Source organism: Nitrospirillum viridazoti CBAmc (assembly GCF_000730165.1).
In the GTDB taxonomy this organism is placed as follows: domain Bacteria; phylum Pseudomonadota; class Alphaproteobacteria; order Azospirillales; family Azospirillaceae; genus Nitrospirillum; species Nitrospirillum viridazoti.
In genome coordinates, this window is sequence record NZ_CP022112.1 from 1,159,944 (window position 1) to 1,182,907 (window position 22,964).

The 22,964-nt window shown below is 66.9% G+C and carries 24 protein-coding genes; 16 read left to right on the forward strand and 8 right to left on the reverse strand.

Annotated elements, in window-relative coordinates; translation table 11 throughout:
- The first annotated feature begins 399 nt into the window (after window positions 1-399).
- Window positions 400-1,191 carry a sterol desaturase family protein gene (locus Y958_RS26630; protein WP_040843609.1) on the forward strand — a complete coding sequence of 264 codons (792 nt, stop codon included), beginning with the start codon at window positions 400-402 and terminating at the stop codon, window positions 1,189-1,191.
- On the forward strand, window positions 1,188-2,318 hold the full coding sequence (locus tag Y958_RS26635) for a GNAT family N-acetyltransferase (RefSeq protein WP_088874884.1): 1,131 nt from the start codon (window positions 1,188-1,190) through the stop codon (window positions 2,316-2,318). Before Y958_RS26630 ends, Y958_RS26635 begins: the two co-directional genes overlap by 4 nt.
- A 6-nt stretch (window positions 2,319-2,324) precedes the next feature.
- Here the strand turns inward: Y958_RS26635 and Y958_RS26640 are convergent, their stop codons facing one another.
- Together Y958_RS26640 and Y958_RS26645 are read right to left on the reverse strand one after the other, a co-directional pair.
- On the reverse strand, window positions 2,325-3,290 hold the full coding sequence (locus Y958_RS26640; protein ID WP_088874885.1) for an NAD-dependent epimerase/dehydratase family protein: 966 nt from the start codon (window positions 3,288-3,290) through the stop codon (window positions 2,325-2,327).
- Entirely contained in the window at window positions 3,287-5,041 is a 1,755-nt protein-coding gene (locus Y958_RS26645) for a fatty acyl-AMP ligase (protein WP_088874886.1), read from the reverse strand. Before Y958_RS26645 ends, Y958_RS26640 begins: the two co-directional genes overlap by 4 nt.
- A gap of 317 nt (window positions 5,042-5,358) precedes the next feature.
- On the opposite strand from Y958_RS26645, the gene Y958_RS26650 reads away from it, so the two are divergent.
- Genes Y958_RS26650 through Y958_RS26660 form a run of 3 tightly spaced genes read left to right on the forward strand, consistent with a single transcriptional unit; the run spans window position 5,359 to window position 8,081 of the window.
- Entirely contained in the window at window positions 5,359-6,486 is a 1,128-nt protein-coding gene (locus tag Y958_RS26650; protein ID WP_088874887.1) for an inositol-3-phosphate synthase, read from the forward strand.
- A complete protein-coding gene (locus Y958_RS26655) occupies window positions 6,483-7,199 on the forward strand; it encodes a phosphocholine cytidylyltransferase family protein (protein ID WP_088874888.1) in 717 nt (238 codons plus the stop codon). Before Y958_RS26650 ends, Y958_RS26655 begins: the two co-directional genes overlap by 4 nt.
- A 3-nt stretch (window positions 7,200-7,202) precedes the next feature.
- The gene (locus tag Y958_RS26660; RefSeq protein ID WP_088874889.1) at window positions 7,203-8,081 is read left to right on the forward strand and encodes a CDP-alcohol phosphatidyltransferase family protein; all 879 of its coding nucleotides are present in this window, start codon (window positions 7,203-7,205) and stop codon (window positions 8,079-8,081) included.
- Here Y958_RS26660 and lptG read toward each other — a convergent pair.
- Both lptG and lptF read right to left on the reverse strand, forming a co-directional pair.
- Window positions 8,056-9,165, reverse strand: coding sequence for an LPS export ABC transporter permease LptG (gene lptG, locus Y958_RS26665; protein WP_088874890.1), 1,110 nt, complete (start codon window positions 9,163-9,165; stop codon window positions 8,056-8,058). The genes Y958_RS26660 and lptG overlap by 26 nt on opposite strands.
- Window positions 9,152-10,303 carry an LPS export ABC transporter permease LptF gene (gene lptF / locus Y958_RS26670; protein WP_088874891.1) on the reverse strand — a complete coding sequence of 384 codons (1,152 nt, stop codon included), beginning with the start codon at window positions 10,301-10,303 and terminating at the stop codon, window positions 9,152-9,154. Before lptF ends, lptG begins: the two co-directional genes overlap by 14 nt.
- A 241-nt stretch (window positions 10,304-10,544) precedes the next feature.
- Between lptF and Y958_RS26675 the strand changes: the two genes are divergently transcribed.
- Together Y958_RS26675 and spt (Y958_RS26680) are read left to right on the forward strand one after the other, a co-directional pair.
- Window positions 10,545-10,796 carry an acyl carrier protein gene (locus Y958_RS26675; RefSeq protein ID WP_004274401.1) on the forward strand — a complete coding sequence of 84 codons (252 nt, stop codon included), beginning with the start codon at window positions 10,545-10,547 and terminating at the stop codon, window positions 10,794-10,796.
- A gap of 3 nt (window positions 10,797-10,799) precedes the next feature.
- Entirely contained in the window at window positions 10,800-12,035 is a 1,236-nt protein-coding gene (gene spt / locus Y958_RS26680) for a serine palmitoyltransferase (protein ID WP_088874892.1), read from the forward strand.
- On the opposite strand, the gene Y958_RS26685 is transcribed toward spt (Y958_RS26680), so the two are convergent.
- Entirely contained in the window at window positions 12,029-12,559 is a 531-nt protein-coding gene (locus tag Y958_RS26685) for a DUF2141 domain-containing protein (RefSeq protein ID WP_145728017.1), read from the reverse strand. The two genes, spt (Y958_RS26680) and Y958_RS26685, sit on opposite strands and share 7 nt — an antisense overlap.
- 100 nt (window positions 12,560-12,659) lie before the next feature.
- Here Y958_RS26685 and Y958_RS26690 point away from each other — a divergent pair, with 100 nt between their 5' ends.
- From Y958_RS26690 to Y958_RS26700, 3 genes are all read left to right on the forward strand, one after another.
- Window positions 12,660-13,796 (forward strand): glycosyltransferase, encoded by a 1,137-nt coding sequence (locus tag Y958_RS26690; RefSeq protein ID WP_088874893.1) that lies wholly within the window; start codon window positions 12,660-12,662, stop codon window positions 13,794-13,796.
- Between the two features lie 55 nt (window positions 13,797-13,851).
- The gene (locus Y958_RS26695; RefSeq protein ID WP_088874894.1) at window positions 13,852-14,595 is read left to right on the forward strand and encodes a hypothetical protein; all 744 of its coding nucleotides are present in this window, start codon (window positions 13,852-13,854) and stop codon (window positions 14,593-14,595) included.
- Between the two features lie 66 nt (window positions 14,596-14,661).
- Window positions 14,662-15,696, forward strand: coding sequence for a radical SAM protein (locus Y958_RS26700; RefSeq protein ID WP_088874895.1), 1,035 nt, complete (start codon window positions 14,662-14,664; stop codon window positions 15,694-15,696).
- Here Y958_RS26700 and Y958_RS26705 read toward each other — a convergent pair.
- Together Y958_RS26705 and Y958_RS26710 are read right to left on the reverse strand one after the other, a co-directional pair.
- A complete protein-coding gene (locus Y958_RS26705) occupies window positions 15,689-17,128 on the reverse strand; it encodes an oligosaccharide flippase family protein (RefSeq protein ID WP_088874896.1) in 1,440 nt (479 codons plus the stop codon). The two genes, Y958_RS26700 and Y958_RS26705, sit on opposite strands and share 8 nt — an antisense overlap.
- An 18-nt stretch (window positions 17,129-17,146) precedes the next feature.
- Window positions 17,147-18,307, reverse strand: coding sequence for a glycosyltransferase (locus tag Y958_RS26710; RefSeq protein ID WP_244909619.1), 1,161 nt, complete (start codon window positions 18,305-18,307; stop codon window positions 17,147-17,149).
- Window positions 18,308-18,701: 394 nt separating this feature from the next.
- On the opposite strand from Y958_RS26710, the gene Y958_RS26715 reads away from it, so the two are divergent.
- The 6 genes from Y958_RS26715 to Y958_RS26740 all read left to right on the forward strand — a co-directional run bounded on the left by Y958_RS26715 (window position 18,702) and on the right by Y958_RS26740 (window position 22,633).
- The gene (locus tag Y958_RS26715) at window positions 18,702-19,829 is read left to right on the forward strand and encodes an inositol-3-phosphate synthase (protein ID WP_088874887.1); all 1,128 of its coding nucleotides are present in this window, start codon (window positions 18,702-18,704) and stop codon (window positions 19,827-19,829) included.
- Between the two features lie 144 nt (window positions 19,830-19,973).
- A complete protein-coding gene (locus Y958_RS26720; protein WP_088874897.1) occupies window positions 19,974-20,225 on the forward strand; it encodes an acyl carrier protein in 252 nt (83 codons plus the stop codon).
- A gap of 3 nt (window positions 20,226-20,228) precedes the next feature.
- On the forward strand, window positions 20,229-21,617 hold the full coding sequence (spt, locus tag Y958_RS26725) for a serine palmitoyltransferase (RefSeq protein ID WP_088874898.1): 1,389 nt from the start codon (window positions 20,229-20,231) through the stop codon (window positions 21,615-21,617).
- A 78-nt stretch (window positions 21,618-21,695) separates the two neighbouring features.
- A complete protein-coding gene (locus tag Y958_RS26730; RefSeq protein ID WP_088874899.1) occupies window positions 21,696-21,893 on the forward strand; it encodes a hypothetical protein in 198 nt (65 codons plus the stop codon).
- Window positions 21,894-21,965: 72 nt separating this feature from the next.
- Window positions 21,966-22,325 carry an HPF/RaiA family ribosome-associated protein gene (locus Y958_RS26735; protein WP_088874900.1) on the forward strand — a complete coding sequence of 120 codons (360 nt, stop codon included), beginning with the start codon at window positions 21,966-21,968 and terminating at the stop codon, window positions 22,323-22,325.
- 14 nt (window positions 22,326-22,339) lie between these two features.
- Window positions 22,340-22,633 (forward strand): WYL domain-containing protein, encoded by a 294-nt coding sequence (locus Y958_RS26740; RefSeq protein ID WP_088874901.1) that lies wholly within the window; start codon window positions 22,340-22,342, stop codon window positions 22,631-22,633.
- A 56-nt stretch (window positions 22,634-22,689) separates the two neighbouring features.
- On the opposite strand, the gene Y958_RS26745 is transcribed toward Y958_RS26740, so the two are convergent.
- A complete protein-coding gene (locus Y958_RS26745) occupies window positions 22,690-22,923 on the reverse strand; it encodes a hypothetical protein (RefSeq protein ID WP_088874902.1) in 234 nt (77 codons plus the stop codon).
- Between the last annotated feature and the right edge of the window lie 41 nt (window positions 22,924-22,964).

Genomic DNA, 22,964 nt, shown 5'->3' on the forward strand with positions numbered 1-22,964 from the left:
CAGGCCGCAGCCTATCCAAAAGTATAGCGCACTTCCCGAGCAGCGGGCGACCGGCGCCCTCCCACCAAGGCATGAGGGGCAAGACAGGGCGAGGGAAAAGCGACGGCGACGGGATGAATTGGACATCGTCCTGGAGGGCGACTCTTCCCGAAGCACCGCCAAAGAGGTAGGTTTGCCGCTTTGAGCGCCCAAGGGCGCGCCGGCGCCACCGTCACCCGTACCAAGTGATATTGGATAGCGCCGCCTCACCGCCGGCGGGACAGTGCGCGCTGTGACGCCGCCCATAGCGAATATGCGTTGCCGCTGCGATGGATGCGGGGATTTACCCCCGGCAGATTCATGACTAGAACTAGCCGGGCGCTGTGGGTAAACGGCGTTGGGGACTTTGAGGTTAAGGAAATGGCACAGAAACTCGCCTGGGGCCGTGCCTGGCATGGGCGCAGTTACGATCTCGGCCGCATGACCCTGGCGGATCTCTGGCGGGCGTACCTCACCTATCCGGCAATCCAGATCTATGGCCTGCTGGCCGTGGCCGCCGCGGCCTACACCATCGCCACGGCGCGGCAATGGCAGGGGCCGGCGCTGGCCGTCCTGGCGGTCTTCTTCGTCTATCCCATGGCCTGGTTCCTGATTCACCGCTACATCCTGCACGGCCGCTGGCTGTATCGGATGAAATGGTCGGCCAGCCTGTGGAAGCGCATCCATTTCGACCATCACCAGGACCCGCACCTGCTGGAGGTCCTGTTCGGTTCCCCCGCCAACACGCTGCCGACCATCGCCCTGGTGTCCATGCCGGTCGGCTATGTCATCGGCGGCTGGCCGGCCGCCGGCGCGGCCCTGGCGACCGGCCTGGCCACCACCTGCGTCTATGAATTCATCCACTGTATCCAGCACCTGAACTACAAACCCAAGAGCCGCTTCATCCAGAAGCTGAAGCGCGATCACCTGATCCATCATTTCCATAATGAGGATACCAACCTGGGGATCGTCAGCTTCACGCCCGACCGGCTGTTCGGCACCTATTTCGCCTCGGCCCGCGACTGCCCGAAAAGCGCCACGGTCTTCAACCTCGGCTATGACCTTGACGAGGCCCGCCGTTATCCCTGGGTGATGGAGGTGACCGGCTCGCCGCCGCGTGACCGTCCGCCAACCGCGTTCGCAACTTCTGACACAGGTGGTGCGGCCTCGTGACCGCGATCGACATCGTCCCCGTGACGGGGCCCGCCCTTCTCGACCGTTTCATCCGCCTGCCCGAAAGGCTGCACAAGAACGATCCGCACTACATCGCGCCGCTGCATCTGGAGCGTAAAGAGGCGCTGACGGCCAAGAACCCCTTCTTCGGCCATGCCGACGTACAGTTCTGGCTGGCCCGGAAGGACGGGCGGGACGTGGGCCGGATCAGCGCCCAGATCGACCATCACGCCCTGGAACTGCGGCCGGACGGGACCGGGCAGTTCGGCCTGATCGCCGCCGAGGACGATCCGGCAGTCATCAAGGCTCTGCTGGACGTGGCCGCCGACTGGCTGCGGGCCCGCGACATGACGCGCATGCAGGGACCGCTGAACCTGAACATCAATGAGGAGATCGGGCTGCTGGTCGACGGCTTCGGCACACCGCCCATGCTGCTCATGGGCCACGACAAGCCCTACCTGGGTCCCCGCCTGGAAGAGCAGGGACTGCGCAAGGAAAAGGACGTCTACGCCTATCTTTACGACATCACCAAGGACCTGCCCGCCGGCGCCCGCCGCCTGATCGACCGGCCGCTGCCCAAGGGCATCACGGTGCGGCGCATGGATTTCAAGCGCTACGATGACGAGATCAAGGCCGTCACCTCCATCTTCAACGACGCCTGGCGGGACAATTGGGGCTTCGTCCCCCTGACGGAGGTGGAGACCGACTACCTGGCCAAGTCGCTGAAGCCCTTGTTGAACCCGCGCCTGGTGCGGTTCGTGGAACAGGATGGCGAGGCGGTCGGCTTCATCGTCTGCCTGCCCAACCTGAACGAGGCCATCCGCGACCTGAACGGCAAGCTGCTGCCCCTGGGCTGGGCCAAGCTGCTGTGGCGGCTGAAGGTTGCCGGCCTCAAGACCGCGCGCGTGCCGCTGATGGGCATCCGCAAGGCGGCGTCCCAGGGCATGATCGGCAGCCTGCTGCCCTTCCTGCTGATCGACGCCGTACGCACCGACGCGGCGGCCATGGGCTTCCAGCACATCGAGCTGTCGTGGATTCTGGAGGACAACCTGCCCATGCGCCGCATCAACGAAAGCCTGGGCGGCGTCGCGTACAAGACCTACCGCATCTATGAGAAGGCCCTCTGACGCGGCTTACGGCAGCCAGCCGGCGGACCTGTACCAGCCGACGGTGTCGCGGAACCCCTGCGCCAGGCTTACGGCGGGCTGGTACACGCTTGCGGGCAGCAGTTCACCGGGCGTGACCGTCCAGTCGGGGTGCAGGATCTCCCGCGCCTTGCCCACGGTGAATATGGGGGCGATGCCGCGCACCCTTCCCCACCAGGATGAGGCCTGCCCGGCCGCTAGCAGCAGGCGGCCGGGCACCCGCAGGAACCGAGGCCGCGCGTCGCCGCGCATGGCCAGGGCGGCCTGCCGCATCATCTCGGCCATGGCATACCCGGCCGGTTCGGTATCTGCCAGGGCGTAGGTGCCCCCGTAGGAGGCCCCGGTGCCGGTCGCGACCGCGCTCAAGGCCCCGGCCGCGTCGCTGACATGGATCGCGGCCAGGCGCCCGTCGCTCACCAGTGGGACGACCGGCCGCGACGCAGTCCGGAAAATCGCCAGCGTCTCCCGATCCCAGGGGCCGTAGATCATGGGCGGGCGCAGGACGGCCAATTGACCCGGCGCGTCCGCATAAGCCTGCCGTGCCGCCTCCTCCCCCGCCCGCTTGCTGGCCGCGTAGTCCGACAGTTGCGGTTCACGCGCAGCCAGGGAGGAGACGACGATGAGGCGGGCCTGGGGCGCCAAACGGCGCAGCGTTGAGGCCACCCGGGCGGTGCCATCCCGGTTGATGGCCATGAAGGCGTTCCGGTCCGGCGCTTTGATCAGGCCAGCGGCATGGACCAGCACCTGCGCCCCCGCGGCCAGGTGCGCCAGGGCGTCGGGATCCTCCAGCCCGCCCCGGACGGTCTCGAAGGTGAGGCCGGTCCAGGATGGGTGGTCCGGCGGCCGGCGGGCCAATATCCGCAACCGCGCGCCCGACCGCGCCAGGGTGGCAACCAGGTGCAGCCCGAGAAAGCCCGTCGCGCCCGTGACAGCGACGATGGGCCGCCCATTCATGCCGGGACGGGCTCCACCGGCGCGGAGACGCCGAGGATGGGCATGTCGCCCGCTTGGTACAGGGTCTTCGCCCGACTGCGGCTGAGCTTGCCCGACGTGGTCTGCGGCAGGCTGTGCGGCGGCACCAGGACGACGCGGACCAGCACACCGTAGCGGCTGCGGAAGACCTGGCCGATTTCGCCGGCCAAGGCGTCCCGCGTGGCCTGGTCCTGGCTGCGGCACTGAACCAGCGCCACCACCTCTTCCTCATCGCCGCTGTCGACGGAGAAGACCGCGACATCGCCGCTGCGCAGGGCGGCGATTTCCGCCTCTGCCGTCCATTCCAGATCCTGCGGCCACAGGTTGCGGCCGTTGACGATGATCAGGTCCTTGGCCCGCCCGGTGAGGACGATCTGGTCGTCCAGCAGGTAGCCCAGGTCACCGGTATCCAGCCAGCCGTCCCCGTCCAGAACCCGAGCGGTTTCCTCCGGCGCGTCGAAATAGCCGCTCATCAGGCTGGGGCCGCGGACGAAAATCCGCCCGACGTGGCGCTGCGGCTGCGGCCGGCCGGCACCGTCGCGCACCTCGATGGTGTGGTCGGGCAGGATGTGGCCGCAGAGCACGAAGGTGCGGCTGCGTTCGGCGCCGGGCGCGGCCGGCACGGCGCGGTGCTCCTTCTCCAGCAGGATGCTGTCGACCACGTCGTGGCGCACGCCCTGGCCCTTGGGTGTGAAGTTCAGGGCCAGCGTCGCCTCAGCCATGCCATAGCTGGGCACGAAGGCATGGGCGTCGAAGCCGTTGGCGGCGAAGCGCGCCGCGAAGTTGGCCAGCACGTGCGGGCGAATCATGTCGCCGCCGATACCGGCGCTGCGCCAGCTGGAAAGGTCTATCCCCTCGGTCGACAGCGTCTCCGCCCGGCGGGCGCACAACTCATACCCGAAGGATGGGCTGTAGGAGATGGTGCCGCGGTTGCGGCTGATGAGGTCAAGCCACATCAGGGGACGGCGGGCGAATTCCCGCGTGGGTAGCGTGTCCACCGACACCTGGCACGCCATGGGGATCAGCAGGAAGCCGACCAGGCCCATGTCATGATAAAAGGGCAGCCACGAGATGCAGCGGTCACCGTCGTCGATGGCCAAGCCGGTGCGGCCCACGTGGGCGGCGTTGCTGAGGAAGGCGCGCTGGGTCACGGCAACGCCCATGGGGAAGCGTGTGCTGCCCGATGAGAATTGCAGGTAGCTGATGCTGTCGGCGGACTGTACCGGCAGGTCGCCCGCGAACGGCGCCACGTCGTCAAGCAGGGCCAGTGTGCCGGAAATCTTGAGGTCCAGGCACTCCGCCGACTGCACCAGCCAATCGTTGAGCATGGCCGGCCCGAAGGCAGCGGTGGCGCCGCAGCTTTCCAGCATGCGCCGGATGTGGGCGATGTAGGTGTCCTTGCCGCCGAACGCCGAGGGCAGCGGCATGGGCGCCGGCACCAGCCGGGCGTATTGGCACGCGAAGAAGGCGCGGACGAAATCACCATCGCTTTCCGCGATCAGGCCGACGCGGTCGCCGGGTTCCAGACCCATACCCAGCAGGCGGCGGGCCAGATCGATCGCCTGTTCCCGCAGGGTGGCGTAGGGCAAGGCCTCGCTGAGCACACCCTTGCCGGAATAGAAATTATAACCCGTGGGGCCCTGGGCGGCGTAATCCAGCGCGTCGGCTACGGACAGGAAATCCGCATGGCGAGTCGGGAGCCCGGGATGATGGGAGGGCGTCGGAAACGTCATTTTTACGTGTAACCCTAACTCTCTATGGCTTTACGCCGAGGGATTGGAACACAGGTATGCAAATTGATGACAGAAAGGCAAATGTGCCGTCGTTGAGGCTGATGCGCCGAACGCGGCGCTTGTGGCCGGCCCGGCGCCCCGGTAGATGGGCAAGTGGCTTTGCAGGTTCATGTCAATGCTGTTGCCGATCTATGTCATGCGCTATCGTGACCTGAGAATGCGAAGCTCCTTACCGCGGACACAACGGCACCGTCTGTGACCGAGACCCGGCGGGGCGCTGAAGATTTTTTTGCAACTAGCAACTCACAGGTTACGTCATGCAGAGGGCCAAAATCCGTATTGCCATCGCGGGCATCGGAAACTGTGCGAGCGCGCTGATCCAGGGCATTCATTACTACACCCCTGAGCGCTGCCGCGACGGCGTGGTCGGCCTGATGCATCGTGAGATCGGCGGCTTCCTGCCCTGCGACATCGAGGTCGTCGCCGCCTTCGACGTGGACGCGCGCAAGGTGGGCACCGACGTCCATCGCGCCATCTTCGCCAAGCCCAACTGCACCAAGGTTTTCCAGGCCGACATTCCCGACAGCGGCGTGACCGTCAAGATGGGCCAGGTGCTGGACGGCATCTCCGACCACATGGCGGACTATTCGGAAGACCGCACCTTCGTGCGCGCCGACGCGGCCGAGCTGAGCAAGGACGAGATCGTCGCCGAGCTGAAGCGCACCGGCGCCGAGGTCCTGCTGAACTACATGCCCGTGGGCTCCGAACAGGCCGCCCGCTTCTACGCGGAATGCGCGCTGGAGGCCGGCGTCGCCTTCATCAACAACATGCCGGTGTTCATCGCCAGCGACAAAGCCTTCGCCGACCGCTTCAAGGCCCGCAACCTGCCCATCATCGGCGACGACATCAAATCCCAGCTGGGCGCCACCATCACCCACCGCGTGCTGACTGACCTGTTCGCCAAGCGCGGCGTGAAGCTGCGCCGCACCTACCAGCTCAACACCGGCGGCAACACCGACTTCCTCAACATGAAGAACCAGCACCGCCTGGTCTCCAAGAAGAAGTCGAAGACGGAGGCCGTGCAGGCCGTCGCCCACAAGCGCATCGAGGACGACAACATCCACGTCGGCCCCAGCGACTACGTGCCCTGGCAGAACGACAACAAGCTGTGCTTCATCCGCATGGAGGGCTATCTGTTCGGCGACGTCCCCATGGATATCGAGCTGCGCCTGTCGGTCGAGGACTCGCCCAATTCCGCCGGCGTCGTCATCGACATGATCCGTTGCTGCAAGCTGGCCCTGGACAACGGCATCGGCGGCATCCTGGAAGGACCCAGCGCCTATTTCTGCAAGCACCCCCCGGTCCAGTACACCGACGACGACGCCTACCAGATGACCGAGACCTTCATCCGCGGCACCACCCTGAAGCTCGCCGTCGCCAAATGAAGTGCCTGATCGTCGCAGCCGGGCAAGGAACCCGGCTGCGGGAGCGCGGCCTGCTCAAGCCGCTGATCCCCATCAAGGGCAGCCCCCTGATCGAACGCGTGATGGAGCGGGGGCGCGCCGCCGGCGTCACGGAATTCGTGGTAGTCAGCGGCTATCGCGGCGAAGATCTGCGGGCGGCCGTGGATGTCCTGGCGGCGCGGGTTGGCGTTGCCGTCTCCCATGTCGTCAACGACGAATGGGAACGGGCCAACGGCGTCTCGGTCCACAAGGCGAAGGCCCTGCTGGCGGAGCCATTCCTGCTGACCATGTGCGATCACCTGGTGGACCCCGGCATTTTCCAGGGCCTGATGGCGCTGCGGCCAGAACCGGACAGCGTGACCCTGGCCGTCGACTTCAACATCGAACGGCCGTTGAACGACCCGGAAGACGTCACGCGCGTGAAGTGCGTGGATGGCCGGATCGTGCACATCGGCAAGGTTATCCGCGACTTCAACGCCTTCGATACCGGCGTCTTCCTCTGCACGCCGGGCATGTTCGCGGCGCTGGAGGAAAGCCAAGCCAAGGGCGACGACAGCATCTCGGGCGCCATGAACGTGCTGGCGGGGTGGAAGAAGGCCTGCGTCCACGACATCGGCGACCGGTTCTGGATCGACGTAGACGACCCGGTCGCGTTCGAGAAGGCCGAAAAGCTTCTGGACGCCGGCCAGCTCTGAGCCATGCAAACCACTGAACCGGTCAAGCGGACCTCCGAAATCGAGGAGGTCACCAACCTGTACGTCATCCATCCCATCTCAAGCTGGCTGACCCCCAGGTTCGCCGCCCTGGGGATACCGCCGAACGCGGTGTCCCTGGCCGGGATGGCCTTCGGCATCGCCGCCGGCGTGGCCTACGCCCATTACCAGACCCTGGCGTCGACGGTGGCGGCCTTCGTCCTGATGATCGCCTGGCACGTCATGGACGGCGCCGACGGCCAGTTGGCCCGGCTGACCAACGCGCAGTCGGAAACCGGCAAGATCCTGGACGGCATCTGCGACTACGTCACCTTCATCGCCGTCTATGTCGGCCTGGCCATGACGCTGGCGGCGGAACAAGGCGGCTGGGTGTGGATCGTCATCGTGGCCGCCGGCGTGGCCCACGCGGTCCAGTCCGCCGCCTATGAGATGCAGCGCCAGTGCTACAACTTCTGGGGCTGGGGACGGAAATCCGCCGAGCTGGCCAAGCTGGACACCCCGGCGGCGCACCGCCCGGGCGTGCTGGGCGCGCTCTACCGCCTGTATCTGCACCTGCAGTACCTGACGACGGGCGTCACCGTTGGCTTCCACGACGAACTGGCGCGTGCCTTGGCCGCCGATGAGGCCCGCGCACCGAAGATTCGGGAGGCGTACCGGGCCGCCTTCGCCCCGGCGGTGCGGCGCTGGTCCATCCTGTCGGCCAACTATCGCACGCTGGGCATTTTCATCGCTGCCGCCGCGGGCCGGCCGCTGCTGTATTTCTGGTTCGAGCTGGTGGGCTTCAGCGTGATCCTGGCCGTCCTGCTGTCGCGCCAGGCCGCCCGCTCCGCCCGCTTCCTCACGAGCCTGCGACAGGCGGCATAGCCGGCACCGGGCGCGTCCTGTGCGCCCGGTGGAAGAGATAGGCGGACAGCCCGATCAGGATCAGCGACGGGCCCAGGGCCGTCACGGCGGGGCTGAGGTTCAGCAGCAGGTCGAGGCGATCGGAAATCTGCTGCGTCAGGGAAAAGCCGATGCCGATCACGGCACCGATGGTGATCTGCTGGCCCGTGGACTGGGACCGCGGCGGCCCGAACACGAACGGCGCCGCGGTCAGCGCCATGGCCAGCATGGTCAGCGGCAGGCTGAGCTTGGTCCACAATTCCTGTTCATAGCGCACCGCGCGCTGGCCCTGCCGCCCCAACTCGCGGACATAGCGATAAAGGCTAGTCGGCGACATGTTCTCCGGCACCGGCATCAGGTCCTGCACGCGCTTGCCCGGCAGGAAGGACGCCCAGGACAGGTTGTCCAGATGCTCGGTATGGATCTGCTTGGCATCCACGGTCTTGCGCGTCACGTCGCGGAGTTGCCAGGGACCTTCCGACTGGATTTCCGCGCGGTCGGCATGGATGAACGTCTCCAGCCGGCCGTCCTGTGAGAAGGTGTAGACGTTCACGCCGCGCAGGACGTTCTTGCTCTCGATCCGCAGCACGTTCAGGTATTGCCGCGCGCCGCTGGCCCAGAAGCTGTCGCCGCTGTCCGCCAGGGACGAGTCGGCCAAAGCGGCGGACCGCAGGGTCAGGGCCAAATGTTGCGCTGGCGGAATGACGAATTCCGCCACCAGGAACAGCACGAGGACCACCGGCGGCAGCAGTTTGAGCACCGACCCGATGATGCGCATTTCCGATAGGCACAAGGCGCGCATGGCCGTCAGTTCCGAGCCCTTGCCCAGGCTGCCCAGGGCCAGCAGGGTTCCGATCAGCATGGCCACGGGCGCCACCTGCAGGACGCGCGACGGGCTGGTCAGCAGCACGTAGACCAGGGCGTTGACCACGTGGTACTGGCCCTCGCCCACCGACTTCAGCTGTTCGACGAACTCGAGCAGGCTGAACAGCGCCACCACGCCGCCGGCGACCGTCAGGAAAGCCTTCAGTACCGCGCCGCCGATATACCGGTCAAACTGGGTCATGGCGGACAGTGTGTTCCCGCGGCACCTCAAGGCTGCCGGACAGCCGCTTGACCAGGGTCCGGACACGGAACTCCACGTTCCACTGCGGCCAGTACAGCGCCACGACCAGCAGCACCCCCAGCAGCGCCGGCGCCCACCAGATGCCCGGAATGGCGCCGACGGAGCCGTGCTGCACCCAGGTGCGGGCCGACGTGCACAGCAGGTAATAGCCGGAATAGACCAGGATGGCGGTACCGAACTTGGCGTAGCGCCCCCCCTGCCGGGGATTGACGCGGCTGAGGGGCATGCCCAGCAGGCCCAGCAGCAAGGTGGAGAGGCAGGTGGACAGCCGCCACTGGAACTCCGCGATGTCGGCGGGATCGCTGGAGCGGGCCAGGCGGGCGCTGCTGACGCCCGTGGCGCTGTATTCCTGCGGGGCGATGTTGTGGTTGGCAGGGTCCAGCGTGACGCTGCCCACATCCATCATGCGGTCCTGGGTCGAGTCGTCGCGGCCCAGGAAATAGACGTGCGCGCTATCCAGCCGCACGTTCGATCCGCCGTCCCGCTTCGGCGGCAGGGCGCGGGCGCTCTGCGCCATGATGATGTCGGTGGTGGTCGGATGCTGGATCTGGATGAAGACCTCTTTCGCCGGGCCCCGGATTCCCTCCCGCCGGGGGAAGAAGATGACCCGGCCGCCGTGCTTGTTGAGGTAGAAGGTGCCCGATTCCATGGCATCGACGTTCATGGAAAGCTGCGCGCGGTACGTGATGTCGTGCGACTTCTCGTACGCCCAGGGGCGCACGACCAGGGAGAGCGCCAGCACCAGCACCGCCAGGCCGCCCGACAGCATGAACAGCGCGCGCAGCACGATGCCTGGCGTCACCTGCAGGGCGAACATGGCGGTGATTTCGGAGTCGCCGTAGAGCTTGCCGAAGGCCATCACCACCGAGACGTACAGCGAGATGGGGATCAAAACCTCAAGCGAAATCAGGAGCTTGAGCCCAACCAATTCGGCGATGGCGCCGGTGGGCAGCAGGCCGTTGACCGCATCGGCCAGCAGGCCCGCGGTGCTGTAGCCCACGAACAGGGCCGCAAGGATGCCCAGCACGGCCGCCAGCGGCTTCGCGACTTCTCGGATTAGGTAGCGTTCGATGATCAAAGCTCTACGCCATCCCGCGCTTGGTTCGTCTGGGGATTACCCTATCCGGCCGGGCGCCGGCTGACTTCCCCGGCGTCATCGCACCGGCCGTCGGACCATGGCATACGACATCTCGCATTAATGTCTATGACAATCCGACGACAGCCTTCTATAAAGGCTACGGCGGATATATGAAGCCTTCGCTAAATTGCGAGTGGGCGGAATGGCGGCTCCGCGATGGTGGCATAGCTAATATAGAAGCATGGCTAACTCAGAAGAGCAGATCCGGTCGCTTGTATTCGACGCCCTCCGTGCCGCTCTGGAACGGCCCGTCGAATTGTCGGATGATACGAACATCACCGAAGGCCTCGGCCTGGATTCGGTTGCAGTCATGGATTTTGTGATGGAGATCGAGGATGCGCTCGACATCTCCATCCCGCTGGACCGGATCGCCGAGGTGAAGACCGTCGGTGATCTTATCGCTACGGCACGTGATCTTAAGGGCAACCGCTGACCCATGGCTCTTTTCGATAAGTTCGCGCCCCTGATGAGGCAGTTCGAGAGCCTGGAATCCACCGGCTACAACCCCTTCAACGTCAGCTTCGACCGGGTGCTCTCGCCCACCGAGGGGGTGATCGCCGGCCGGCGCATCCTGCTGCTGGGCACCAACAACTACCTGGGGTTGACCTACGACCCCGACGTGATCGACGCCGCCGTCGCCGCGACCCGCAGCCTGGGCGCCGGCACCACCGGCTCGCGCGTCGCCAACGGCAGCTACGGCGGCCACCGGCAGCTGGAACGCCACCTGGCCGACTTCTACGGCCGGCAGCACTGCATGGTGTTCTCCACCGGCTATCAGGCCAACCTGGGCATCCTCTCCGCCCTGGCCGGCAAGGACGACCACCTGATCCTGGACGCCGACAGCCACGCCAGCATCTATGACGGCTCCCGCCTGGGCCACGCCCAGGTCACCCGTTTCCGCCACAACGACCCCGACGACCTGGACAACCGCCTGCGCCGTCTGGCCGACACCCCCGGCGACAAGGTCATCGTCGTCGAGGGCATCTATTCCATGCTGGGCGACACCGCCCCCTTGCGCGAGTTCGTCGAGGTCAAGCGCAAGTGGGGCGCCTACCTGGTGGTGGACGAGGCCCATTCCCTGGGCGTCCTGGGGCGCACCGGGCGCGGACTGGCCGAGGCGGCCGGCGTCGAGGATGAGGTCGACTTCGTCGTCGGCACCTTCTCCAAGAGCCTGGGCGGCATCGGCGGCTTCTGCGTCAGCGACATGGACGGATTCGACATCCTGCGCGTCGCCAGCCGGCCTTACATGTTCACCGCCTCCCTGCCCCCGGCCGTGGTAGCGGCGGTGACGGAGGCGCTGAACCAGCTGCGCCACCGCCCGGCGCTGCGCCAGCAGCTGATGGACAACGCCCGCCGCTTCCATGCCGGCCTCGGCGACCTGGGCTTCCATGTCGGGCCAGAGGCCAGCCCCGTCGTCTCCGCCATCATGCCCGACCCCAAGACGGCCTTCGCCTTCTGGACACGCCTGCTGGAGGCCGGCCTCTACACCAACGTCAGCCTGCCACCCGCCACGCCCAAGGGCCTCGCCCTGCTCCGCTCCAGCGTCAGCGCCGCCCATAGCCGCAGCCAGATCGACCACGCCCTCTCCCTGTTCGCAGACACCGGGCGCGAACTGGGCCTCATCCCGGCCGAGCCGGTCGCCCAGCCCGAAATCCGCGCCGCCGCTCAGTAATACTTCATCAGCACGGAAACGGGATTGTCCCCGGCCTGAACGGGGATGCGCACCTTGCCCAGGTCCGGCGGCCCCAGGTACAGCGTCGGATTGTTGGAGAAGCCGTACCCCTCCGCCGGAATGCCGAGCATCGTCGTATCGAAATGGCCATTGTCGTTTTCATCATGGAACAACGCCACCGCGTAATGGCCGGCCTGGGGCAGGACGAAGCAGGCCTCTGTCACGGGCAGGACGACCGGCAGGATCTGGCGGGCGACTTTGTAGGCGCCGTCCAGGAAATGATCGGCATCGTCCGGATAGATGGTGATGGTGACATTGCCCTTGCCCGAGTGCATGCCGGTGACGCTGAGCCGCAGCCGGACCTGGGCGGCATCGTCCGGGTCGCACGGCGGGCCGGGCATGGCCACCGCCTTCTCCGCCCGGGCCGCCGCGGGGAGGACCAGGGCCGCCGTCATCAGGGCCGCCACCGCTGCCAGGGACCAGATGCCCGCCAGCACGGCGCGGGCGTTAAGCTTGCCTCGCATCACCAACACGTCCCCTACCAGTCCATTCTTCCGGGCGCGCCCGCCCGCACCATGTACGGGCGGGCGCGGATGGACTTCAAGCCCTGTGAAGACCTCGCGCATGCGTGACGTGGTCATCTTCCGGCACAACCTGTTCCGCGTCTCCGAGACCTTCATCACGGAGCAGGCGCGCTTCCTGCGCCGCCATGCGCCGCTATACGTCGGGCGCCTGCGCTACGGCCCGCCGCCGCCGGGCGCCGCCTCGCTGGCGCTGGCCGATCTTTGGCCGCGCTTCACCCTGCCCCGCATCGGCTGGCAGATGCTGACCCGCGATCCGGCACCGTATCAGCGCCTGCTGGCGGGGCGGCGCCCGGCCCTGATCCATGCCCACTTCGGGGTGGAGGGCGTCTATGCCCTGCCGGTGGCACGGCGCCTGAGCCTGCCGCTGATCACCACCTTCCACGGCTTCGACGCCACGCTGTCGACCGCGGCGCTGATGATGTCGCCCGCCTGGGTGAACTATCCCCTGTTTCGCGGTAGCCTGGCCCGGCAGGGCGACTTGTTCCTCTGCGCCTCCGCCTTCATTCGCGAGCGGGTGCTGGCCATGGGCTTCCCGGCGGAGCGGACGCGGGTGCACTACATCGGTGTCGACTGCCAGGCCATCCGCCCCCGCGACCCGGAAGAGGAGACGCCGACCATCCTGCACGTCGCCCGCCTGGTGGAGGTGAAAGGGGCGGAATATCTGATCCGCGCCTTCTCCCTTCTTGCGGATTGGCATCCCAAGGCCCAACTGGACATCATCGGCGACGGGCCTTTGCGCAAGCCGTTGCAACGGCTTGCGGGAACGCTGGGATTGAGCAGTCGCATACGCTTTTTGGGCGCCCTGCCCCATACCGAGGTCCTGACGCGGATGCGCCGGGCGGCGATGCTGGTCCTGCCCAGCGTGCGCACCAACACCGGTCGCGTCGAGGGCCTGGGGATGGTCATGCTGGAGGCCGCCGCCACCGGCGTCCCCGTGATCGGCAGCCGCATCGGCGGCATTCCGGAAGCCATCGTGGAGGATCGCACCGGCCTGCTGGCGCCGGAGCGGGATGCCGAGGCCCTGGCCCGGCACATGGAAACCCTGCTGGACAACCGCGACCTGCGCCACCGCATGGGATGGGAGGCGCGCGCCCACGTGGGGGCGCGGTTCGACATCACCCGCCAGACGGCAGCGCTGGAGGATATGTACGACCAGGTGGCCGGCCATGCGGCATGACGGCGGCGCAGGCCCCCAAGGGGCGAGCGACCAGAGGACGTCCGGGCGGGCGGTCGTGGTCGCGCATCCGGATGACGAGATCCTGTGGCTCAGCTCCGCCCTGGCCGGGGCCGACCGGGTCGTCTTCTGCTTCGGCGACCCCTTCGGCCGGCCGGCCAAGGCGGCGGCGCGGCGGCGGGCGGTGGCGGCCCTGGCCTTGCCGGGGCTGATTGACCTTCGCATTCCGGAAAGCGGCGCCGGCTTCGCCGTCGACCGGGCCAGCCCGGTGGCCACGCCCCAGGGGCTGCAGATCACCGACACGGCCGCCCGCACCCGCTATGAGGCGAACTTCCCCCGCCTGGTGGCGGCCCTGCGCCCGGCCCTGGCGGGATGCGCGGAGGTCTACACCCACAATCCCTGGGGTGAGTACGGCCATGCCGAGCATGTGCAGGTCCACCGCGCCGTCACCGCCCTTCAGGCCGAGCTGGGCTTTCGCGTCTGGTTCAGCAACTATGTGGATACCAAGAGCTGGCCGCTGGCCCGCCGGCTGGCTGGCGCCCCATGCTGGACGGAGCGGCGCTGCGTCCGGCCCGACGTCGCCCTGGCGCGCGGCTTGATGAAGACGTATCGGCGCCATGGCGCCTGGACCTGGACGCCATTCCATCGCTGGCCGGCGCAAGAAACACTTTACGGCCAGGCGCCGGAGGTCGAAGGTCGCCACCCCATGGCGGGGGAGGAGATGCTGGACGTGGCCGGCCTGCGCTGGTGGCCCCCGCCCTGGCGCCGGGCGCGGCGGCGCCTGACGGCCCTTCCGGTTTGATCCTTTGTCCCTTCGCTTTGAAACACGGCCTGCTGCGAAACACGATCTGCTGCGCGGAATGTCCCTATGACCTCGACGACTGACACCACCCGTCCCGGCCGCCTGGAAAACCTGGCCGCCGGTCTCCGCTTCGCCGCCCGCGCCGTCGGGCAGCGGTATACGCCGCTGCTGGCCCAGGTCGTGGTGACGCGCCGCTGCAACTTGGCCTGCGGCTATTGCAACGAATACGACGACTTCTCCCCGCCCGTGCCGCTGAAGGATCTGCTGGCGCGCGTCGACCATCTGGCGGCGCTGAAGACGTCCTCCATCACCTTCACGGGCGGCGAGCCCCTGCTGAACCCCGACCTGGACAAGGCCGTGCGCCATGCCCGGCAAAAGGGCATGATCGTCACCACCATCACCAACGGCTTCCGCCTGACCAAGGAATGGATCGACCGCCTGAACGCCGCCGGCCTTCAGGGCATGCAGATCAGCATCGACAACCTTGAGCCCGACGAAATCTCGATGAAGAGCCTGAAGTCGGTCGAGGGCAAGCTGGAGCTGCTGTCCAAGCATGCGCTGTTCAAGGTGAACGTGAACTCCGTGCTGGGCGTCACCGGGGAGCGGACGCAGGACGTGGTGACGGTGGCGGAAACGGCGGCCAAGTTCGGGCTGCAGCATTCCGTGGGCGTGCTGCACGACGGCAGCGGCACGCTGAAGCCCCTGAGCCCGGCGCAGATGCTGGCCTATGAGAAGGTCACCCAGATTTCGCCGTCGCTGGTGCACACCCTGAACTACCGGCTGTTCCAGAAAAACCTGATGAACGGCCAGGCCAACGACTGGCACTGCCGCGCCGGCGCCCGCTACCTTTACGTCACCGAGGACGGGCGGGTGCATTGGTGTTCGCAGCAGCGGGGCTATCCCAACAAGCCGCTGCTGGACTACACGCTGGAAGACATCAAGCGGGAATACCACACCGAAAAGGGCTGCGCCCCGACCTGCACACTGAGCTGCGTGCACCAGATGAGCATGTTCGACCGGCGGCGCCAGTCCATTCCGGACCCCACGGTCCGGCCCGCCGGCGCGCCACCGGCGGATGGTGCTGCCAAGCCGGTCAGCTGACCGGCTTTTCCCGGTCGTACCGGAACAGCCCGCCATAGGCGGCCGCCATCGCCACCGCGACGATGGCGACGCTGACGGCGGGCCGGTCCCCCCCGGGCAGCAGGCGCAGGGTCCAGACCACGGCGGCCATGAGGGCTACGCCGGCGGCGGGCAGCAGGAAGGCGCGGGCGACGCTGGCGGTGCCGATGGCCCATGTCCGCTCCAGATAGCGGGCGCCCCACGCCAGCAGCGGCGGATAGATGGCCAGCCACACGGCCGCGACGGCGATGATTCCGCCCTCGGCCGGCAGCAGGATGCCCACCGCCACGATGCCGGCGCTCAGCAGGGTCAGCGTGGCGGCCGACAGCTGGGCCGCCAGGCCCGGCCGGCCCGACGCCATCATCAGCGGCGTCAGCAGTTGCGAGGTCACACGCAGCAGGGCGGCCGCGGCCAACAGCTTTAGCGGCAGGGCGGCGGCGGCATAGCTGAGGCCGTGGTCGTCATGGATCAGGGTGGTCAGGGGATCGGCCGCCAGGATCAGGCCCACCATCAGGGGGGCCGTCAGCAATGCCAGCCGGCGCAAGGACCAGGTGAGCGACTGGGTCAGCCCGGCCCTGTCGCCAGCCAGGCGGGCGAAGACGGGCAGCGCCGTGCGGTTGATGAGCGTGCCCACCGCCATCACCGGTTCCATGGCGATGTCGAAGGCGACGCGGTACAGCGCCAGGGGGGCCGGGCCGTAGAACCAGCCCACCAGCAGGAAATCGACGTTCTTGAAGATCTGCTCGAACAGGTTGACCGCCGCGGCGCGGAAACCGAAGCGGACCAGGCCGCGGATGTCGTCCAGCCGGAAATGCGCCCCCGGGCGGAAGGGGCGTGCCAGCGTGGCGCCGACCAGCGTGTAGAGGCCGCTGGAAACATAACCCGCCACCAGGGCCCAGGCCCCGGCGCCCGCCACGGCCAAGCCCAGCCGCGTCAGCGCCGCCCCCAGCGTGGCCGCCACGTTGACGACGGCGATCCGCTCATATTTCAGGTCGCGGTTCAGCAGCGCCAGCGGGATCACCGCGGCGGCGACCATCGGCTGCTTGGCGGCCACGGCGATGAAGTAGGCCGCCATGCCGGTAACGCCATACAGGGCCTCCAGCCCCGGCGCCACGGCCAAGGTCACGGCCCCCATGAGGAAGGCGGCGCCCAGGATAAACCAGAAAAGGCTGTCCAGCTGACGCTTGGCCACCGTGGGCGCCTGGACCAGGGCGTCGCCCGTGCCCAACCCGTCGAAGGCCTCGATCACCATGCCGGTGGAGATGACCAGCGAGGCCACGCCCACCTGTTCCTTGCTGAGGAAGGTCAGTACGGCGAGGATGGTGGAGAAGTCGATGACCTTGGCCAGGACGGTGGCGCCGCCCAGCCAGTTGAAGCCCCGGCGCAGATGGCGCTGATGATCGCCGTCGCTCACGTCGCGCTATCCATTGTCCTATCCATTCCGGGCCCTATCCATTCCGAGGGGGGCCTCGGGACGGGGCGGCAGCACCCAGGCACCTTTGTTGACCAGGTGGGCCAGCCAGTGGCGCGACTGCTGGCGCCACGCCCGGAATTCCCGCCTGCCCCAGGTGCCCGCCCTTACCGGGGCGGTGCTCATGCGCTCCTCCACCAGAGCATGGATGCGCTGGGCCCGCGCGGCCCAGGTATAGTCGCGGCTGTCGGCCAGGGCCGTTTCCGCCAAGCGGGCGGCACGGGCCGGATCGCCCAGCAGCGCGTCAATGCCGGCGACCAGGTCGGGTACGGAATCGGGCGGGCAGAGATGGGCGTTTTCATCGTGGTGCAGGACCTCGCCCACGTCGGGCGTGCGCCCGGCCAGGATGGGCCGGCCGGAAGCGAGGTAGAAGAACACCTTCAGCGGCAGGACCGTCGATCCGAACTCCGCCAGCGGCAGCCAGGACGGTGGAATCAGCAGGATGTCGGCGGCGTAGACATAGTCGGCCAGCTTGTCCGCCGGCTGATAGGGGACGATGCGCACATTGGGCACGTCGCGGGCCATGGCCTCGATCGGCCCTTCCCCATACGATCCCACCAGGATGAACAGCACGTCCGGCCGCTCCCTGGCCGCCTCGACCGCCAGGGCCAAGCCCTTCTTGTGGTTCACCCGGCCGGTGTAGACGACCGTCTTCTGACCGGGCTCGACGCCGATCCGCCGCTTGGCCTCCTCCAGGGGAATGCGGGCTTGGAACCGCGCCGGCTCATAGCCGTTGCGGATACAGTGCACCTTGTCCTCGGGAATTCCCAAGGCCAGGTATTTGCGCCGGGTGTAGTCGGAATGGCAGATCTTGACGATGAAGCGCGGGTGGCTGAGCAGGCGGTACAGCCAGAACTGCAGCGGCGGAATCTGGTCGGGCCATGGGCGGTAGTGGTCGAAGGCAACCTTCTGCCCGAACAGGATGGCCATCCAGGCGACCCACAGGTTGCGGGTGTAGATCACGTCGGCGCGGCGAAACTCTCTCCGGAAAGGCAGGGTGAGCCCGCAGAGGAAATGCCGCAGCGCCGCCGGCGTGATCGGTGCCCGCGCGTCGACCACCGGCATCCCGGCCAGGGCCTCCGCCGCCGCCCGCCCCGCCGCGTCCTTCAGGGGGACGTGCAACCACGCCCCTTCCGTCAGCGGGGCCAGATACCGGGCCGTGGTGGTAAATACTTCGGCGTCCGCTTCGGTGCTTGGTAAAGGGTTCTCGAAAGTGAATAATATTCGCATCGAAAACTGCACCATGGGAGAGCGGAGGGGTGCCCGTTTCTTTCATAGGTGACAGCCGGATTCAATAGCGACGGCCCCCACCGTTCCTCTCACCGGGCATGCTGAATGGCCGGTTGGAATCCGGCCCCGGCACGCCGCTTATGGGTCCCGCGGGCGGAAATGGCGCCGATACGGTGTGTCGGCCATCATTTCCGTCACAAAAGTGTGAGGGTGCTCACATCCTTTTGGCGCGCCTTGCCCGACTTTCGACTACCATTTTGCAAATTCCCAACTCACAGGTTACGTCATGCAGAGGGCCAAAATCCGTATTGCCATCGCGGGCATCGGAAACTGTGCGAGCGCGCTGATCCAGGGCATTCATTACTACACCCCTGAGCGCTGCCGCGACGGCGTGGTCGGCCTGATGCATCGTGAGATCGGCGGCTTCCTGCCCTGCGACATCGAGGTCGTCGCCGCCTTCGACGTGGACGCGCGCAAGGTGGGCACCGACGTCCATCGCGCCATCTTCGCCAAGCCCAACTGCACCAAGGTTTTCCAGGCCGACATTCCCGACAGCGGCGTGACCGTCAAGATGGGCCAGGTGCTGGACGGCATTTCCGACCACATGGCGGACTATTCGGAAGACCGCACCTTCGTGCGCGCCGACGCGGCCGAGCTGAGCAAGGACGAGATCGTCGCCGAGCTGAAGCGCACCGGCGCCGAGGTCCTGCTGAACTACATGCCCGTGGGCTCCGAACAGGCCGCCCGCTTCTACGCGGAATGCGCGCTGGAGGCCGGCGTCGCCTTCATCAACAACATGCCGGTGTTCATCGCCAGCGACAAAGCCTTCGCCGACCGCTTCAAGGCCCGCAACCTGCCCATCATCGGCGACGACATCAAATCCCAGCTGGGCGCCACCATCACCCACCGCGTGCTGACCGACCTGTTCGCCAAGCGCGGCGTGAAGCTGCGCCGCACCTACCAGCTCAACACCGGCGGCAACACCGACTTCCTCAACATGAAGAATCAGCACCGCCTGGTCTCCAAGAAGAAGTCGAAGACGGAGGCCGTGCAGGCCGTCGCCCACAAACGCATCGAGGACGACAACATCCACGTCGGCCCCAGCGACTACGTGCCCTGGCAGAACGACAACAAGCTGTGCTTCATCCGCATGGAGGGCTATCTGTTCGGCGACGTCCCCATGGATATCGAGCTGCGCCTGTCGGTCGAGGACTCGCCCAATTCCGCCGGCGTCGTCATCGACATGATCCGCTGCTGCAAGCTGGCCCTGGACAACGGCATCGGCGGCATCCTGGAAGGACCCAGCGCCTATTTCTGCAAGCATCCCCCGGTCCAGTACACCGACGACGATGCCTACCAGATGACCGAGACCTTCATCCGCGGCACCACCCTGAAGCTCGCCGTCGCCAAATGAAGTGCCTCATCGTCGCAGCCGGGCAAGGAACCCGGCTGCGAAGCGCGGCCTGCTCAAGCCGCTGACACCATTAAGGGCAGCCGTCGCCCATGCGATCGGGTCCGCTCATAACGTTCCCCCTCATAACGTTTCCGATGCCAAGATATGCAGAACTCCGCAGAGCAGATCCGGTCGCTTGTCTTCGACGCCCTCCGTGCCGCGCTGGATAGGCCCGTCGAATTTTCGGATGATACGAACATCACCGAAGGCCTCGGTCTGGATTCGGTTGCAGTCATGGATTTCGTGATGGAGATCGAGGATGCGCTCGACATCTCCATCCCGCTGGATCGGATCGCCGAGGTGAAGACCGTCGGCGACCTCGTCGCCGCGGCGCAGGACCTTAAGGGCGGCCGCTGATCCATGGCCCTCTTCGACAAGTACGCGCCCCTGATGGGGCAGTTCGAGAGCCTGGAATCCACCGGCTACAACCCCTTCAACGTCAGCTTCGACCGGGTGCTCTCCCCCACCGAGGGGGTGATCGCCGGCCGGCGCATCCTGCTGCTGGGCACCAACAACTACCTGGGGTTGACCTACGACCCCGACGTGATCGACGCCGCCGTCGCCGCGACCCGCAGCCTGGGCGCCGGCACCACCGGCTCGCGCGTCGCCAACGGCAGCTACGGCGGCCACCGGCAGCTGGAACGCCACCTGGCCGACTTCTACGGCCGGCAGCACTGCATGGTGTTCTCCACCGGCTATCAGGCCAACCTGGGCATCCTCTCCGCCCTGGCCGGCAAGGACGACCACCTGATCCTGGACGCCGACAGCCACGCCAGCATCTATGACGGCTCCCGCCTGGGCCACGCCCAGGTCACCCGTTTCCGCCACAACGACCCCGACGACCTGGACAACCGCCTGCGCCGTCTGGCCGACACCCCCGGCGACAAGGTCATCGTCGTCGAGGGCATCTATTCCATGCTGGGCGACACCGCCCCCTTGCGCGAGTTCGTCGAGGTCAAGCGCAAGTGGGGCGCCTACCTGGTGGTGGACGAGGCCCATTCCCTGGGCGTCCTGGGGCGCACCGGGCGCGGACTGGCCGAGGCGGCCGGCGTCGAGGATGAGGTCGACTTCGTCGTCGGCACCTTCTCCAAGAGCCTGGGCGGCATCGGCGGCTTCTGCGTCAGCGACATGGACGGATTCGACATCCTGCGCGTCGCCAGCCGGCCCTACATGTTCACCGCCTCCCTGCCCCCGGCCGTGGTGGCGGCGGTGACGGAGGCGCTGAACCAGCTGCGCCACCGCCCGGCGCTGCGCCAGCAGCTGATGGACAACGCCCGCCGCTTCCATGCCGGCCTCGGCGACCTGGGCTTCCATGTCGGGCCAGAGGCCAGCCCCGTCGTCTCCGCCATCATGCCCGATCCCAAGACGGCCTTCGCTTTCTGGACCCGGCTGCTGGAGGCCGGCCTCTACACCAACGTCAGCCTCCCCCCCGCCACGCCCAAGGGCCTCGCCCTGCTCCGCTCCAGCGTCAGCGCCGCCCACAGCCGCAGCCAGATCGACCACGCCCTCTCCCTGTTCGCAGACACCGGACGCGAACTGGGCCTCATCCCGGCCGAGCCGGCCATCCCCACCTGGGTCAAACATCCCACGGCGACCCTCGCCGGCGCCGAGCCGCAGGACGCCCTCGCCATCGGTTTCCGCAGCCAGCTGCTGGCGCGGCTGGCGGCCCCCAGCAAGGCGATGGCAAAGTACTATTCCGCCTTCCGTCGCCAGTCCCCTGGCCGCGCCCGCATCGTGGGCGACAAATAGGGCGCACCTGAAACGCCGTTGTCCCGCAAGCCAACAGCGGCGTGTCCGGCCTCATATGCCAGCCCCAAGGTGGTTCTGATGAGGGTAGTCGCCTTCCTGCTGGTCCTGCTGATGTCGACGCCCGTGCTGGCGGCGCAGAGCGTCGCGCTTCGGGGCAAGGACTTCTACCTGGACGGCAAGCCCCGGCTGGCGAAGGGCGTGGACGTCAACGCCTTCGTCAAACCGCCAAAATTCTTCTCCTTCAACACCCGCGCGACGGACTTCTCCGTAAGGTGACTCAGCTCAAAGCGGAAAGGCCGGCCTTCGCTTACGTTGGGGATCACCCCATACGCGGGAAGGGAGGAGCAGATGGAACTTCCGTTGGAGATCATTTTCCACAACATGGACCCCTCCCCCGCCCTGGAAGCGCACATCCGGGACAAGGCGCAGAAACTCCTCCGCTTCTTCGACCCGATCCTGCATTGCCGGGTTGTCGTCGAATTCAGCGGCCGGCGGCACCATCAAGGCAAGCTTCATCAGGTCGGCATCACCGTGGCGGTGCCCGGACGGGACATTGTTGCCAACCAGCATCCGTCCCAGCGGCATGCTCATGAAGACATCATGGTGGCCGTGGGGGATGCCTTCGATGCCGTTCGTCGGGAATTGGAAGACCACGCCCGTCGGCAGCGGGGCGATGTGAAGACTCACGAAGCCAAAACTGTCCCCTGATCCGAGGCTCCATCATGGAAGAGCACACAATCAGTGACGCCATCCATAAACACCGGCGCCTGCGGTTCTGGTATCGTGGCGGCGTCCGCACCGTGGAGCCGTACGCCTTCGGCGTGGCGGACGGCGGGCACCCCGTCCTGCGCGCCTATCAGGTTTCCGGCTTCAGCCGGTCCCTGGAGCAAGGCTGGAAGCTGTTCCATCTTGAGGAGATGCGCGACACGACCGTGTTGGAGGAAACCTTCGACCATCCACGCCAGGGGTATATGCGCAACGATCCGGCCATGGTCAAAATCTACTGCGAGCTTTGATCCGCAGCCTGATAGCCAAGCACTCATCCAGGTTGCACCGGTTCCCCTCACCGGTCTCAGTCCACCGGGCGGCGCAGGGACGCCATCAGCGTGCGGATATCATCGGCCGAAACTCCATCTCGCCGCATGATCTCGTGAAAGATGGGATCGGCAAGCATGTCATCGACACTCGCCTCGATAAGGAGGGACGTCCCCCTTCCCTGGCGATTGATGAGCGGACTAGGACCGCCAAGCCGTGATGAGGGCTCATCGGGGCGTTGATAAGCGACGTGGTGTGTCAGACCGTCCATGGTTCCTCCCTGTGGCGCGAGGCCTTTGTTTGAGTTCCCGC